This window comes from Pseudomonas sp. 3296 (assembly GCF_031456615.1).
GTDB lineage: Bacteria > Pseudomonadota > Gammaproteobacteria > Pseudomonadales > Pseudomonadaceae > Aquipseudomonas > Aquipseudomonas mucoides.
Genome location: NZ_JAVDUY010000009.1, coordinates 138,434 through 152,858 on the forward strand (window position 1 = coordinate 138,434; position 14,425 = coordinate 152,858).

At 60.5% G+C, this 14,425-nt stretch carries 12 protein-coding genes; all 12 read left to right on the plus strand.

Features of this window, described 5'->3' with window-relative positions; translation table 11 throughout:
- The first annotated feature begins 71 nt into the window (after positions 1–71).
- Positions 72–1,856, plus strand: a complete 1,785-nt coding sequence (nuoC, locus tag J2X66_RS24425) for an NADH-quinone oxidoreductase subunit C/D (protein ID WP_310269653.1) — start codon at positions 72–74, stop codon at positions 1,854–1,856.
- 2 nt (positions 1,857–1,858) lie between these two features.
- The gene (nuoE, locus tag J2X66_RS24430) at positions 1,859–2,356 is read left to right on the plus strand and encodes an NADH-quinone oxidoreductase subunit NuoE (RefSeq protein ID WP_008020715.1); all 498 of its coding nucleotides are present in this window, start codon (positions 1,859–1,861) and stop codon (positions 2,354–2,356) included.
- A complete protein-coding gene (nuoF, locus tag J2X66_RS24435) occupies positions 2,353–3,708 on the plus strand; it encodes an NADH-quinone oxidoreductase subunit NuoF (protein ID WP_059182581.1) in 1,356 nt (451 codons plus the stop codon). The genes nuoE and nuoF overlap by 4 nt, the downstream gene beginning before the upstream one ends.
- A 138-nt stretch (positions 3,709–3,846) precedes the next feature.
- Positions 3,847–6,561, plus strand: coding sequence for an NADH-quinone oxidoreductase subunit NuoG (gene nuoG, locus J2X66_RS24440; protein ID WP_310269660.1), 2,715 nt, complete (start codon positions 3,847–3,849; stop codon positions 6,559–6,561).
- Positions 6,558–7,565 carry an NADH-quinone oxidoreductase subunit NuoH gene (nuoH, locus tag J2X66_RS24445; RefSeq protein WP_046032492.1) on the plus strand — a complete coding sequence of 336 codons (1,008 nt, stop codon included), beginning with the start codon at positions 6,558–6,560 and terminating at the stop codon, positions 7,563–7,565. Before nuoG ends, nuoH begins: the two co-directional genes overlap by 4 nt.
- Positions 7,566–7,577: 12 nt before the next feature.
- On the plus strand, positions 7,578–8,123 hold the full coding sequence (nuoI, locus tag J2X66_RS24450) for an NADH-quinone oxidoreductase subunit NuoI (RefSeq protein ID WP_007946418.1): 546 nt from the start codon (positions 7,578–7,580) through the stop codon (positions 8,121–8,123).
- A 9-nt stretch (positions 8,124–8,132) separates the two neighbouring features.
- Complete coding sequence (gene nuoJ / locus J2X66_RS24455) at positions 8,133–8,636, plus strand: NADH-quinone oxidoreductase subunit J (protein ID WP_310269667.1); 504 nt, start codon at positions 8,133–8,135, stop codon at positions 8,634–8,636.
- A gap of 2 nt (positions 8,637–8,638) precedes the next feature.
- Positions 8,639–8,947: an NADH-quinone oxidoreductase subunit NuoK gene (gene nuoK, locus J2X66_RS24460; protein WP_007946416.1), complete on the plus strand. Its 309-nt coding sequence runs from the start codon at positions 8,639–8,641 to the stop codon at positions 8,945–8,947.
- Positions 8,944–10,797 carry an NADH-quinone oxidoreductase subunit L gene (gene nuoL, locus J2X66_RS24465; RefSeq protein ID WP_310269670.1) on the plus strand — a complete coding sequence of 618 codons (1,854 nt, stop codon included), beginning with the start codon at positions 8,944–8,946 and terminating at the stop codon, positions 10,795–10,797. Before nuoK ends, nuoL begins: the two co-directional genes overlap by 4 nt.
- Before the next feature lie 40 nt (positions 10,798–10,837).
- The gene (gene nuoM / locus J2X66_RS24470; protein ID WP_027925105.1) at positions 10,838–12,370 is read left to right on the plus strand and encodes an NADH-quinone oxidoreductase subunit M; all 1,533 of its coding nucleotides are present in this window, start codon (positions 10,838–10,840) and stop codon (positions 12,368–12,370) included.
- A gap of 7 nt (positions 12,371–12,377) precedes the next feature.
- Complete coding sequence (gene nuoN, locus J2X66_RS24475) at positions 12,378–13,841, plus strand: NADH-quinone oxidoreductase subunit NuoN (RefSeq protein WP_123432260.1); 1,464 nt, start codon at positions 12,378–12,380, stop codon at positions 13,839–13,841.
- 416 nt (positions 13,842–14,257) lie between these two features.
- Positions 14,258–14,386 carry a hypothetical protein gene (locus J2X66_RS24480; protein ID WP_256218451.1) on the plus strand — a complete coding sequence of 43 codons (129 nt, stop codon included), beginning with the start codon at positions 14,258–14,260 and terminating at the stop codon, positions 14,384–14,386.
- Positions 14,387–14,425 lie beyond the last annotated feature (39 nt).

A 14,425-nucleotide genomic window follows, 5' to 3' on the forward strand; every position in this document is an offset into this window, starting at 1 on the left:
CCAGATCTGCTTCTTTAATAGAACGAGACACTGGCTTCATTCTTTACGTTGACCGAAAGCGATAAATAACCATGACTACAGGCAGTGCTCTGTACATCCCGCCTTATAAGGCAGACGACCAGGATGTGGTCGTTGAACTGAACAACCGTTTTGGCGCGGACGCGTTCACCGCCCAGCCTACCCGCACCGGCATGCCGGTGCTTTGGGTTGCGCGCGCCAAACTCGTCGAAGTCCTGACCTTCCTGCGTAACCTGCCCAAGCCGTACGTCATGCTCTATGACCTGCACGGCGTGGACGAGCGTCTGCGCACCAAGCGTCAAGGGCTGCCAAACGGCGCCGACTTCACTGTGTTCTATCACTTGATGTCGATCGAACGTAATAGTGACGTGATGATCAAGGTCGCCTTGTCCGAGAGCGACCTCAACGTACCGACCGTGACCGGTCTGTGGCCGAACGCCAACTGGTACGAGCGTGAAGTGTGGGACATGTACGGCATCAACTTTGCCGGTCACCCGCACCTGACCCGCATTATGATGCCGCCGACCTGGGAAGGTCACCCGCTGCGCAAGGACTTCCCGGCCCGCGCCACCGAGTTCGATCCGTTCACCCTGAACCTGGCCAAGCAACAGCTTGAGGAAGAAGCCGCGCGCTTCAAGCCTGAAGACTGGGGCATGAAGCGTTCCGGTGCGAACGAGGACTACATGTTCCTCAACCTCGGTCCTAACCACCCTTCCGCGCACGGTGCGTTCCGCATCATCCTGCAGTTGGACGGTGAAGAGATCGTCGATTGCGTACCGGACGTTGGCTACCACCACCGTGGTGCCGAGAAGATGGCAGAGCGTCAGTCCTGGCACAGCTTCATCCCGTACACCGACCGTATCGACTACCTCGGCGGCGTGATGAACAACCTGCCGTACGTGCTCTCGGTCGAGAAGCTGGCCGGCATCAAAGTGCCTGAGAAGGTCGACGTCATCCGAATCATGATGGCCGAGTTCTTCCGGATCACCAGCCACCTGCTGTTCCTGGGTACCTACATCCAGGACGTCGGCGCCATGACCCCGGTGTTCTTCACGTTCACCGACCGTCAAAAGGCGTACACGGTGATCGAAGCCATTACCGGTTTCCGTCTGCACCCGGCCTGGTACCGCATCGGTGGCGTCGCCCACGACCTGCCGCGCGGCTGGGAAAAACTGGTGAAAGACTTCGTCGAGTGGATGCCAAAGCGTCTGGACGAATACCAGAAAGCCGCCCTGGACAACAGCATCCTGCGTGGCCGGACCATCGGCGTCGCTGCCTACAACACCAAAGAGGCCCTGGAATGGGGCGTCACCGGTGCCGGCCTGCGTTCGACCGGTTGCGACTTCGACCTGCGTAAGGCACGTCCATACTCCGGTTACGAAAACTTCGAATTCGAAGTGCCGCTGGCCGCCAATGGCGATGCCTACGATCGTTGCATCGTGCGCGTCGAAGAAATGCGCCAGAGCATCAAGATCATCGAGCAGTGCATGCGCAACATGCCGGAAGGCCCGTACAAGGCGGATCACCCGCTGACCACGCCGCCGCCCAAAGAGCGCACGCTGCAGCACATCGAGACCCTGATCACGCACTTCCTGCAAGTTTCGTGGGGCCCGGTCATGCCGGCCAACGAATCCTTCCAGATGATCGAAGCGACCAAGGGCATCAACAGTTATTACCTGACGAGCGATGGCGGCACCATGAGCTACCGCACCCGGATTCGTACCCCAAGCTTCCCGCACCTGCAGCAGATCCCTTCGGTGATCAAAGGCAGCATGGTCGCGGACTTGATTGCGTACCTGGGTAGTATCGATTTCGTTATGGCCGACGTGGACCGCTAAGCATGAACAGCACGCTTATCCAGACAGACCGTTTCACCTTGAGTGAAACCGAGCGCTCGGCCATCGAGCACGAGTTGCATCACTACGAAGACCCGCGCGCGGCGTCGATCGAAGCCCTGAAGATCGTCCAGAAGGAACGTGGCTGGGTGCCGGACGGCGCTCTGTACGCCATCGGCGAAATCCTCGGCATCCCGGCGAGCGACGTTGAAGGTGTGGCTACTTTCTATAGCCAGATCTTCCGTCAGCCGGTGGGCCGTCACATCATTCGCGTTTGCGACAGCATGGTCTGCTACATCGGTGGTCACGAATCCGTGGTCAGCGAAATCCAGAGCAAGCTGGGCATCGGCCTGGGTCAAACCACCGCCGACGGTCGTTTCACCCTGCTGCCAGTCTGCTGCCTCGGCAACTGCGACAAGGCGCCGGCGTTGATGATCGACGACGACACTTTCGGTGATGTGCAGCCTGCCGGCGTTGCCAAATTGCTCGAGGGCTACGTATGACCCTGACTTCCTTCGGTCCTGCCAACCGCATCAAGCGTTCGGCCGAGACTCATCCGCTGACCTGGCGTCTGCGTGACGACGGCGAAGCCGTGTGGCTCGACGAGTACCAGGCCAAGAACGGTTACGCCGCTGCGCGCAAGGCCTTCGCCGACATGGCTCAGGACGATATCGTCCAGACCGTGAAAGATTCCGGCTTGAAAGGTCGCGGCGGTGCAGGCTTCCCCACGGGCGTCAAGTGGGGCCTGATGCCCAAAGACGAATCCATCAACATCCGCTACCTGCTGTGCAACGCGGACGAGATGGAGCCGAACACCTGGAAAGACCGCATGCTGATGGAGCAACTGCCCCATCTGCTGATCGAAGGCATGCTGATCAGTGCTCGCGCGCTGAAAACCTACCGTGGCTATATCTTCCTGCGTGGCGAATACACCACCGCCGCCAAGCACCTGAACCGTGCCGTGGAAGAAGCCAAGGCAGCGGGCCTGCTGGGTAAAAACATTCTGGGCAGCGGCTTCGATTTCGAGCTGTTCGTCCACACCGGCGCCGGGCGTTACATCTGCGGTGAAGAAACCGCACTGATCAATTCCCTCGAAGGCCGCCGCGCCAACCCGCGCTCCAAGCCGCCCTTCCCTGCCGCCGTTGGCGTGTGGGGCAAGCCGACCTGCGTGAACAACGTTGAAACCCTGTGCAACGTGCCGGCGATCATTGCCGACGGCGTGGACTGGTACAAATCGTTGTCCCGTGAAGGCAGTGAAGACATGGGCACCAAGCTCATGGGCTTCTCCGGCAAGGTCAAGAACCCGGGCCTGTGGGAACTGCCATTTGGCGTCACCGGTCGTGAGTTGTTCGAAGACTACGCCGGCGGCATGCGCGACGGCTTCAAGCTCAAGTGCTGGCAGCCCGGCGGCGCCGGTACCGGTTTCCTGTTGCCGGAACACCTGGACGCACAAATGTACGCCGGCGGCATCGCCAAGGTGGGCACCCGTATGGGTACCGGCCTGGCCATGGCGGTGGACGACAGCGTCAACATGGTGTCCCTGCTGCGCAACATGGAAGAGTTCTTCTCCCGTGAGTCGTGCGGTTTCTGCACCCCGTGCCGTGACGGCTTGCCGTGGAGCGTCAAGCTCCTGCGTGCGATCGAGAACGGTGAAGGGCAAGCCGGCGATATCGAGACCCTGCTGGGTCTGGTCGGTTTCCTCGGCCCTGGCAAGACCTTCTGTGCTCACGCACCGGGCGCCGTGGAGCCGTTGGGCAGCGCAATCAAATACTTCCGCCATGAGTTCGAAGCCGGCATCGCGCCTGTCAGCGCCGTCGTCCCGCCTCTGGCAAGGCCGATCGTAGTCGGCGCGTAAACGCTTAAAAAGGCGAAGGGTCCGTGCCCTTCGCCTTCTCGTTCGATGACGCCTTTTATGGGCTGTTTGGATTCGGACGAATAACAAGATTCCATTAGCCACGCCCGCTGACACCGGGCCAACGAAGAACTTTGAACCATGGCCACTATCCACGTAGACGGCAAAGAGCTCGAAGTCGATGGGGCAGACAACCTGTTACAGGCATGTCTGTCGCTAGGCCTCGATATCCCTTATTTCTGCTGGCACCCAGCCCTTGGCAGCGTTGGCGCTTGCCGCCAGTGCGCGGTCAAGCAGTACACCGACGAAAACGACAAGCGTGGTCGGATCGTCATGTCCTGCATGACCCCCGCCACCGACGGCAGCTGGATCTCCATCGACGACGAAGAAGCGAAAGTGTTTCGCGCCAGCGTCGTCGAATGGCTGATGACCAACCACCCTCACGACTGCCCGGTCTGTGAAGAAGGCGGTCACTGCCACCTGCAAGACATGACGGTAATGACCGGCCACAACGAGCGCCGTTACCGCTTCACCAAGCGCACCCACCAGAACCAGCAACTGGGCCCGTTCATTTCCCACGAAATGAACCGCTGCATCGCTTGCTACCGCTGCGTGCGCTTCTATAAGGATTACGCTGGCGGCACCGACCTCGGTGTATTCGGCGCCCACGACAACGTGTACTTCGGTCGCGTTGAAGACGGCACCCTCGAAAGCGAGTTCTCCGGCAACCTCACCGAGGTCTGCCCGACCGGTGTGTTCACCGACAAGACCCACTCCGAGCGCTACAACCGCAAGTGGGACATGCAGTTCTCGCCGAGCATCTGCCATGGCTGCTCCAGCGGTTGCAACATCTCCCCGGGCGAGCGCTACGGTGAACTGCGTCGTATCGAAAACCGTTTCAACGGTTCGGTCAACCAGTACTTCCTGTGCGACCGTGGCCGTTTCGGCTATGGCTACGTCAACCGTGAAGACCGCCCGCGTCAGCCTCTGCTGGCCAACGGCGCCAAGCTGAGCCTCGACGAAGCGCTGGATAAAGCCGCTGACCTGCTGCGCGGTCGCAACATCGTCGGTATCGGTTCGCCGCGTGCCAGCCTTGAGAGCAACTACGCGTTGCGCGAACTGGTCGGCGCCGAGCACTTCTACTCCGGTATCGAAGCGGCTGAGCTGGAGCGCATCCGTCTGGTCATGCAGGTGCTCAAAGACAGCCCGCTGCCGATCCCGAACATGCGCGACATCGAAGACCATGACGCGATTTTCGTCCTCGGCGAAGACCTGACCCAGACTGCAGCGCGTATGGCCCTGTCCCTGCGTCAATCGGTCAAAGGCAAGGCAGAAGACATGGCCGACGCCATGCGCGTTCAGCCTTGGCTCGACGCCGCCGTGAAGAACATCGGTCAGCACGCGCTGAACCCACTGTTCATCGCCAGCCTGGCTGAAACCAAACTCGACGACGTCGCCGAAGAATGCGTTCACGCAGCACCGGACGACCTGGCCCGCATCGGTTTCGCCGTGGCTCACGCCCTCGACGCCAGCGCTCCCGCCGTTGAAGGCCTGGACGCTGAAGCCCTCGAACTGGCCAAGCGCATCGCCGACGCCCTGCTCGCGGCCAAGCGTCCATTGATCATTGCCGGCACCTCGTTGGGTTCCAAGGCGCTGATCGAAGCTGCTGCGAACATCGCCAAAGCCCTGAAGCTGCGCGAGAAGAACGGTTCCATCAGCCTGATCGTGCCAGAGGCCAACAGCCTCGGCCTGGCCATGCTCGGTGGCGACTCGGTCGACGCCGCGCTGCAAGCAGTGATCGACGGCAAGGCCGACGCCATCGTCGTGCTGGAAAACGATCTGTACACCCGTACCGACAAAGCCAAGGTTGATGCCGCCCTGACCGCCGCGAAAGTGGTGATCGTTGCCGACCATCAAAAAACCGCCACCAGCGATCGCGCACACCTGGTTCTGCCAGCCGCCAGCTTCGCTGAAGGCGACGGTACCTTGGTCAGCCAGGAAGGCCGCGCCCAGCGCTTCTTCCAGGTGTTTGATCCGAAGTACATGGACGCGAGCATTCTGGTTCACGAAGGCTGGCGCTGGCTGCATGCCCTGCGCGCGACCCTGCTGAACCAGCCGATCGACTGGACCCAACTGGACCACGTCACCGCTGCCGTCGCTTCGAGCACGCCGCAACTGGCGCGCATCGTTGATGCCGCACCGTCCGCCGCGTTCCGCATCAAGGGCATGAAACTGGCCCGCGAACCGCTGCGTTATTCCGGTCGCACCGCCATGCGTGCTGACATCAGCGTGCACGAACCGCGTACCCCGCAAGACATCGACACCGCGTTCAACTTCTCGATGGAAGGTTACTCGGGCTCGGTCGAACCGCGTCAGCAAGTGCCATTCGCCTGGTCTCCGGGCTGGAACTCGCCGCAAGCCTGGAACAAGTTCCAGGACGAAGTCGGTGGTCACATCCGCGCTGGCGACCCGGGCACCCGCCTGATCGAAAGCACCGGTGACTCGCTGAACTGGTTCGCCGCTGTGCCGCGTGCGTTCAATCCGGCTCCGGGCACCTGGCAAGTTGTGCCGTTCTTCCACCTGCTGGGCAGCGAAGAGACCTCTTCCAAAGCCGCGCCGGTTCAGGAACGCATCCCGGCCGCTTACGTTGCCTTGGCCAAGTCCGAAGCCGATCGCCTGGGTGTCAATAACGGCGCCATGCTCAGCTTGAACGTCGCTGGCCAGACCCTGCGTCTGCCACTGCGCATCAACGAAGAACTGGGTGCCGGTCTGGTTGCATTGCCTGCGGGCATCGCCGGCATTCCGCCAGCGATCTTTGGCAAAACCGTTGACGGTCTGCAGGAGGCAGCGCAATGACTTGGTTCACTCCTGAAGTGATCGCCGTGATCATCTCGGTCATCCAGGCCATCGTGATCCTCCTCGCCGTGGTGGTGTGCGGCGCGTTGCTCAGCTGGGTCGAGCGTCGTCTGCTCGCCCTCTGGCAGGACCGTTACGGTCCGAACCGCGTCGGCCCGTTCGGCGCGTTCCAGATCGCGGCCGACATGATCAAGATGTTCTTCAAGGAAGACTGGACCCCGCCGTTCGCCGACAAGATGATCTTCACGTTGGCACCGGTCGTGGCCATGAGCGCCCTGCTGATTGCCTTCGCGATCATCCCGATCACCCCGACCTGGGGTGTGGCGGACCTGAACATCGGTATCCTGTTCTTCTTCGCCATGGCCGGTCTGTCGGTCTACGCGGTGTTGTTCGCCGGTTGGTCGAGTAACAACAAGTTCGCCCTGTTGGGCAGCTTGCGGGCCTCGGCACAAACCGTGTCGTACGAAGTGTTCATGGGCCTGTCGCTGATGGGCATCGTGATCCAGGTCGGCTCGTTCAACATGCGCGACATCGTTGATTACCAGGCCCAGCACCTATGGTTCATCATTCCGCAGATCTTCGGTTTCCTGACCTTCTTCATCGCTGGCGTCGCCGTGACTCACCGTCACCCGTTCGACCAGCCGGAAGCGGAACAGGAACTGGCCGACGGTTACCACATTGAATACGCCGGCATGAAATGGGGCATGTTCTTCGTCGGTGAGTACATCGGCATCGTGCTGATTTCGGCGCTGCTGGTGACCTTGTTCTTCGGTGGCTGGCACGGTCCGTTCGATATCCTGCCGCAGATCCCGTTCATCTGGTTTGCACTGAAAACCGCGTTCTTCATCATGATCTTCATCCTGCTGCGCGCTTCGATTCCGCGCCCACGGTATGACCAAGTGATGGATTTCAGCTGGAAGTTCTGCCTGCCGCTGACCCTCGTCAACATGCTGGTGACCGCTGCGATCGTGTTGCTCAACACGCCCGCCGTCGCGGCTCAGTGAGGATAGAGAATCATGAAGTACATATTTGACATCGTGCATGGCTTCTTCACCCAGCTTCGCAGCCTGGTGATGATCTTCGGCCACGCCTTCCGCAAGCGCGACACGCTGCAGTACCCGGAAGAAGCCGTGTACCTGCCGCCGCGCTACCGTGGCCGTATCGTCCTGACCCGTGACCCTGACGGCGAAGAGCGTTGTGTAGCCTGCAACCTGTGCGCCGTGGCGTGCCCGGTGGGTTGCATCTCGCTGCAGAAAGCTGAAACCGAAGACGGTCGCTGGTACCCGGACTTCTTCCGCATCAACTTCTCGCGCTGCATCTTTTGCGGCCTCTGCGAGGAAGCCTGCCCGACCACCGCAATCCAGCTGACACCGGATTTCGAGATGGCCGAGTTCAAACGTCAGGACCTGGTGTACGAGAAAGAAGATCTGCTGATCTCCGGCCCCGGCAAAAACCCTGATTACAACTTCTATCGTGTTGCAGGTATGGCGATTGCCGGGAAGCCGAAAGGCTCCGCGCAGAACGAAGCCCAGCCGATCAACGTGAAGAGCTTGCTGCCTTAAGGAAGAAAGATGGAATTCGCTTTCTATTTCGCATCGGGTATCGCTGTGGTGTCCACGCTTCGCGTGATCACCAACACCAACCCTGTGCACGCCCTGCTCTACCTGATCATTTCGCTGATCGCCGTGGCCATGACGTTCTTCGCCCTCGGCGCACCGTTTGCCGGTGTCCTGGAAGTGATCGCCTACGCTGGCGCCATCATGGTGCTGTTCGTGTTCGTGGTGATGATGCTGAACCTGGGGCCCGCCTCGGTTCAGCAAGAGCGCGTCTGGCTCAAGCCCGGCATCTGGCTCGGCCCGGTGGTACTCGGCGCCCTGCTGCTGGCTGAACTGCTGTACGTCCTGTTCGCTCATCAGAGCGGCCAGGCCATCGGCCACACCACCGTAGACGCCAAGGCCGTGGGCATCAGCCTGTTCGGTCCGTACCTGCTGGTGGTCGAACTCGCCTCGATGCTGCTGCTCGCTGCAGCCGTCACGGCGTTCCACTTGGGCCGCAACGAAGCCAAGGAGCAATGACGATGCCTGCTATCCCTATGGAGCATGGTCTGGCGGTCGCCGGCATCCTGTTCTGCCTCGGTCTGGTCGGCCTGATGGTCCGCCGCAACATCCTTTTCGTGCTGATGAGCCTGGAGGTCATGATGAATGCCTCCGCACTGGCGTTCATCGTTGCCGGTAGCCGCTGGGCGCAGCCGGATGGACAGATCATGTTCATCCTGGTGATCAGCCTGGCAGCCGCCGAGGCCAGTATTGGCCTGGCGATCCTGTTGCAGCTGTATCGCCGCTTCCACACTCTCGATATCGACGCTGCCAGCGAGATGCGCGGATGAATCTTCTCTATCTGACTTTCGTATTCCCTCTCATAGGTTTCCTGCTGCTGGCGTTCTCACGCGGGCGACTCTCGGAAAACCTGTCGGCGCTGATCGGCGTCGGTTCCATCGGTCTGTCGGCCATCGTCACGGCTTACGTGATCTGGCAATTCAACGTCGCCCCGCCTGAGGGCGGTCACTACACCCAGGTGTTGTGGCAGTGGATGGCGGTTGAAGGCTTTACGCCGAACTTCGCGCTGTATCTGGATGGCCTGTCGGTCACCATGCTCGGTGTGGTCGTCGGCGTCGGCTTCCTGATCCACCTGTTCGCGTCCTGGTACATGCGCGGTGAAGCCGGTTACTCACGCTTCTTCGCCTACACCAACCTGTTCATCGCCAGCATGCTGTTCCTGGTCCTGGGCGATAACCTGTTGTTCCTGTACTTCGGCTGGGAAGGCGTGGGCCTGTGCTCGTACCTGTTGATCGGTTTCTACTACAGCAACCGCAACAACGGTAACGCGGCACTCAAAGCCTTTATCGTCACCCGCATCGGCGACGTGTTCATGGCCATCGGCCTGTTCATCCTGTTCCAACAGTTGGGCACGCTGAACATCCAGGAGTTGCTGGTCAAGGCACCTGAGCACTTCAAGGTCGGCGACTTCTGGATCGTTCTGGCGACCCTGATGCTGCTGGGCGGCGCTGTCGGTAAATCCGCGCAACTGCCGCTGCAAACCTGGCTGGCGGATGCGATGGCCGGTCCTACTCCGGTTTCGGCACTGATCCACGCCGCAACCATGGTGACCGCTGGTGTTTACCTGATCGCCCGTACCCACGGCCTGTTTGCGTTGGCGCCGGACATCCTGCACCTCGTCGGCATCGTCGGCGGCGTGACCCTGGTGCTCGCCGGTTTCGCGGCACTGGTTCAGACCGACATCAAACGTATCCTCGCCTACTCGACCATGAGCCAGATCGGCTACATGTTCCTGGCACTGGGCGTTGGCGCATGGGAAGGCGCGATCTTCCACCTGATGACCCACGCCTTCTTCAAGGCGCTGCTGTTCCTTGCCTCCGGTGCGGTGATCGTTGCCTGCCACCACGAGCAGAACATCTTCAAAATGGGCGGCCTGTGGAAGAAACTGCCGCTGGCCTACACCAGCTTCATCGTCGGCGGCGCGGCACTGTCTGCCCTGCCACTGGTGACTGCAGGCTTCTACTCCAAGGACGAGATCCTCTGGGAAGCGTTCGCCAGCGGCAATCACGGTCTGCTGTACGCAGGTCTGGTCGGCGCGTTCATGACCTCGCTGTACACCTTCCGCCTGATCTTCATCGCCTTCCACGGTGAAGCGAAGACCGAAGCGCACGCCGGTCACGGTATCGCTCACTGGCTGCCACTGTCGGTGCTGATCGTGCTGTCGACCTTCGTCGGCGCCATGATCGTTCCGCCACTGCACGGCGTGCTGCCGGAAAGCGTCGGCCATGCCGGCGGCGAAGCCAAGCACAGTCTGGAAATCGCCTCGGGCGCCATCGCCCTGGCCGGTATCCTGCTGGCCGCGCTGCTGTTCCTCGGCAAGCGTCGTTTCGTCACTGCTATCGCCAACAGCGGCATCGGCCGCTTCCTTTCGGCCTGGTGGTTCGCTGCCTGGGGCTTCGACTGGATCTACGACAAACTGTTCGTCAAGCCATACCTTGCGATCAGCCACGTACTGCGCAGAGACCCGCTCGACCAGACTATCGGTCTGATCCCGCGTATGGCCAAAGGCGGCCACACCGCCCTGAGCCGTACCGAAACCGGTCAACTGCGTTGGTACGCGGCCTCGATGGCAGCCGGCTCCGTGCTGGTCATCGGCGCCATCGTGCTGGTAGCGGTCTGAATATGAACCTTGCGAACTTGCGAAAGGAATTGAGCCCGTCATGATTCTGCCTTGGCTAATCCTGATCCCCTTCATCGGCGGCCTGCTGTGCTGGATGGGTGAGCGCTTCGGCGCCACCCTCCCCCGCTGGATTGCGCTGTTGACCATGACCCTGGAACTCGCACTCGGCCTCTGGCTGTGGGCCCACGGTAACTATTCATTTGCTCCGGCGCCTGGCGCCGATCCGACCTGGGCGCTTGAATTCAAGCACATCTGGATCCAGCGTTTCGGCATCAGCGTGCACCTGGCCCTCGACGGCCTGTCGCTGCTGATGATCCTGCTGACCGGTCTGCTGGGTATCCTCTCGGTCCTGTGCTCGTGGAAAGAGATTCAACGTCACGTTGGCTTCTTCCACCTGAACCTGATGTGGATCCTGGGCGGTGTCGTCGGCGTGTTCCTCGCCCTCGATCTGTTCATGTTCTTCTTCTTCTGGGAAATGATGCTGGTGCCGATGTACTTCCTCATCGCGCTCTGGGGTCACAGTTCTTCGGACGGCAAGAAAACCCGGATCTACGCGGCGACCAAGTTCTTCATCTTCACTCAGGCGTCCGGCCTGATCATGTTGGTGGCGATCCTGGGTCTGGTGCTGGTCAACTTCAACAACACCGGCGTGATTACCTTCAACTACGCCGACCTGTTGAAGACCAAGATGTCGATGACCACCGAGTACATTCTGATGCTCGGTTTCTTCATCGCCTTCGCGGTGAAGCTGCCGGTCGTACCGTTCCACTCGTGGTTGCCTGACGCTCACGCCCAGGCGCCAACCGCAGGTTCGGTCGACCTGGCCGGTATCTTGTTGAAGACGGCGGCTTACGGTCTGCTGCGTTTCGCCCTGCCGCTGTTCCCGAATGCCTCGGCCGAGTTCGCGCCGATTGCCATGACCCTGGGTCTGATCGGGATCTTCTACGGTGCGTTCCTGGCCTTCGCCCAGACCGACATCAAGCGTCTGATCGCCTACTCCTCCGTTTCCCACATGGGCTTCGTGTTGATCGGCATTTATTCCGGCAGCCAACTGGCGCTGCAGGGCGCGGTGATGCAGATGCTGGCGCATGGTCTGTCGGCGGCGGCACTCTTTATCCTCAGCGGTCAGTTGTACGAGCGCACCCACACCCGCGACATGCGTGAAATGGGGGGCCTGTGGTCGAAGATTGCTTACCTGCCAGCCATCAGCCTGTTCTTCGCTGCGGCGTCCCTGGGCTTGCCGGGTACCGGTAACTTCGTCGGCGAGTTCCTGATCCTGATCGGCACCTTCGCCGCGGCGCCGTGGATCACTGCGATCGCAACGTCGGGCCTGGTGTTCGGTTCGGTCTACTCGCTGATCATGATCCACCGTGCCTACTTCGGCCCGTCCAAGTCGGACGCGGTGCTGCATGGCATGGATGGTCGCGAACTGATCATGGTGGTCGGTCTGGCGGCGCTGCTGATTTACATCGGCGTGTACCCGCAACCGTTCCTCGACACCTCTGCCGCGACGATGCATGGCGTGCAGCAGTGGCTCGGCTCCGCCTTCACTCAACTCGCTTCGGCCCGGTAAGAGCGCTATGGAATTCACGACTCAACACTTTATCGCGCTAGCGCCGTTGTTGATCACCAGCGCCACGATCATCGTGGTGATGCTGGCGATTGCCTGGCGCCGCAACCACTCGCAGACCTTCCTGATTTCCGTGGCGGGCCTGAACCTCGCGTTGCTGTCGATCCTGCCAGCCCTGAAAGTCGCGCCATTGGCCGTGACCCCGTTGCTGCAAATCGATAGCTTTGCCTGCTTGTACATGGCGCTGATCCTGGTCGCCACCCTCGCTTGTGTGACCCTCGCCCACGCCTACCTCGGCGATGGCGGTTCGGGTTACCCGGGCAACCGTGAAGAACTGTACCTGCTGATCCTGATGTCCGCCGCCGGTGGCCTGGTTCTGGTCAGCGCGCAGCACCTGGCCGGGTTGTTCATCGGTCTGGAACTGCTGTCGGTGCCGGTCTACGGTCTGGTGGCCTACGCCTTCTTCAACAAGCGTTCGCTGGAAGCCGGTATCAAGTACATGGTGCTGTCGGCCGCCGGTTCTGCGTTCCTGTTGTTCGGTATGGCCCTGCTGTACGCCGATTCGGGCAGCCTGAGCTTCGTCGGTATCGGCCAGGCGCTGGCCGCCACGGGCCTGCCAAGCTCGCTGGCGCAACTGGGCCTGGGCATGATGCTGATCGGTCTGGCGTTCAAGCTGTCGCTGGTACCGTTCCACCTCTGGACCCCGGACGTGTACGAAGGTGCTCCGGCACCGGTGGCTGCGTTCCTGGCAACCGCCTCCAAAGTCGCGGTGTTCGCGGTGATGGTGCGTCTGTTCCAGATCTCTCCGGCGGCAAGCAGTGGTGTGCTGAGCGACGTACTGACCATCATCGCCATCGCGTCGATCCTGTTCGGTAACCTGCTGGCACTGACCCAGAGCAACCTCAAGCGTCTGCTGGGTTACTCGTCCATCGCCCACTTCGGCTACCTGCTGATTGCCCTGGTCGCGAGCAAAGGTCTGGCCGTGGAAGCCATCGGCGTGTACCTGGTCACCTACGTGATCACCAGCCTCGGCGCGTTCGGCGTGATCACGCTGATGTCCTCGCCGTACAACGGCCGTGACGCAGACGCCCTGTACGAATACCGCGGCCTGTTCTGGCGCCGTCCGTACCTGACCGCCGTACTGACCGTGATGATGTTGTCCCTGGCCGGTATCCCGCTGACCGCGGGCTTCATCGGCAAGTTCTACATCATCGCCACCGGTGTCGAATCGCATCAATGGTGGCTGGTCGGTTCCCTGGTACTGGGCAGCGCCATCGGCGTGTTCTACTACCTGCGTGTGATGGTCACTTTGTACCTGATCGAGCCGAACCTGCGTCGCCACGATGCGCAACTGCACTGGGAACAACGTGCAGGCGGCGTGATGCTGCTGGCTATCGCTGTGGTGGCGTTCTTTCTCGGCGTTTACCCGCAGCCATTGCTGGTCCTGGTTCAACAGGCCGGCTTGGCGGGTTGATCGCTTAAGCGACACCCGGTCGAAAACAGAAACGGCACCTTCGGGTGCCGTTTTTGCGTTTGTGGGATTTGGTACGGCTGTCTGAAGAGACTTCAAACACGATAGGAAAAGTCTCTACGCCCATCCAGAAAAAATTGTTAATCCGCTAATTGTTGCGATTTACCGTACTAAACGGGCTGAACTTTCCCTCAGGGCATTCGACCCAATTGCGGACGCGAATGCATCATCAACCCGGGCTCCATCCCTATTTACGTATCACCATCGTCAATCGCCGATTGATGTGCACTTATTTCATTACAGCGACAATAACAACACTGAAACTTTCAGACATTTTTGACCGATCAATTTCCAACTCATACAGTGGCTTCGTGCTTGATTTGGCACACTCACCAACCAACAACAAAGAGAGTCTAAACATGGGTTATCTCGTAAGCTGGAACGCCAACAAGGTCATCGACCTTGAACAACAGGACGCCCCTACTGCAGAGCAAATTGAAGAACTGCAACTGACCGAGACTGAACAGGCCGAACTGGAAGCCGTTTAAAAAAACGGGGGGGCAAATGCCCCCCGTTTTTCAAGGGAG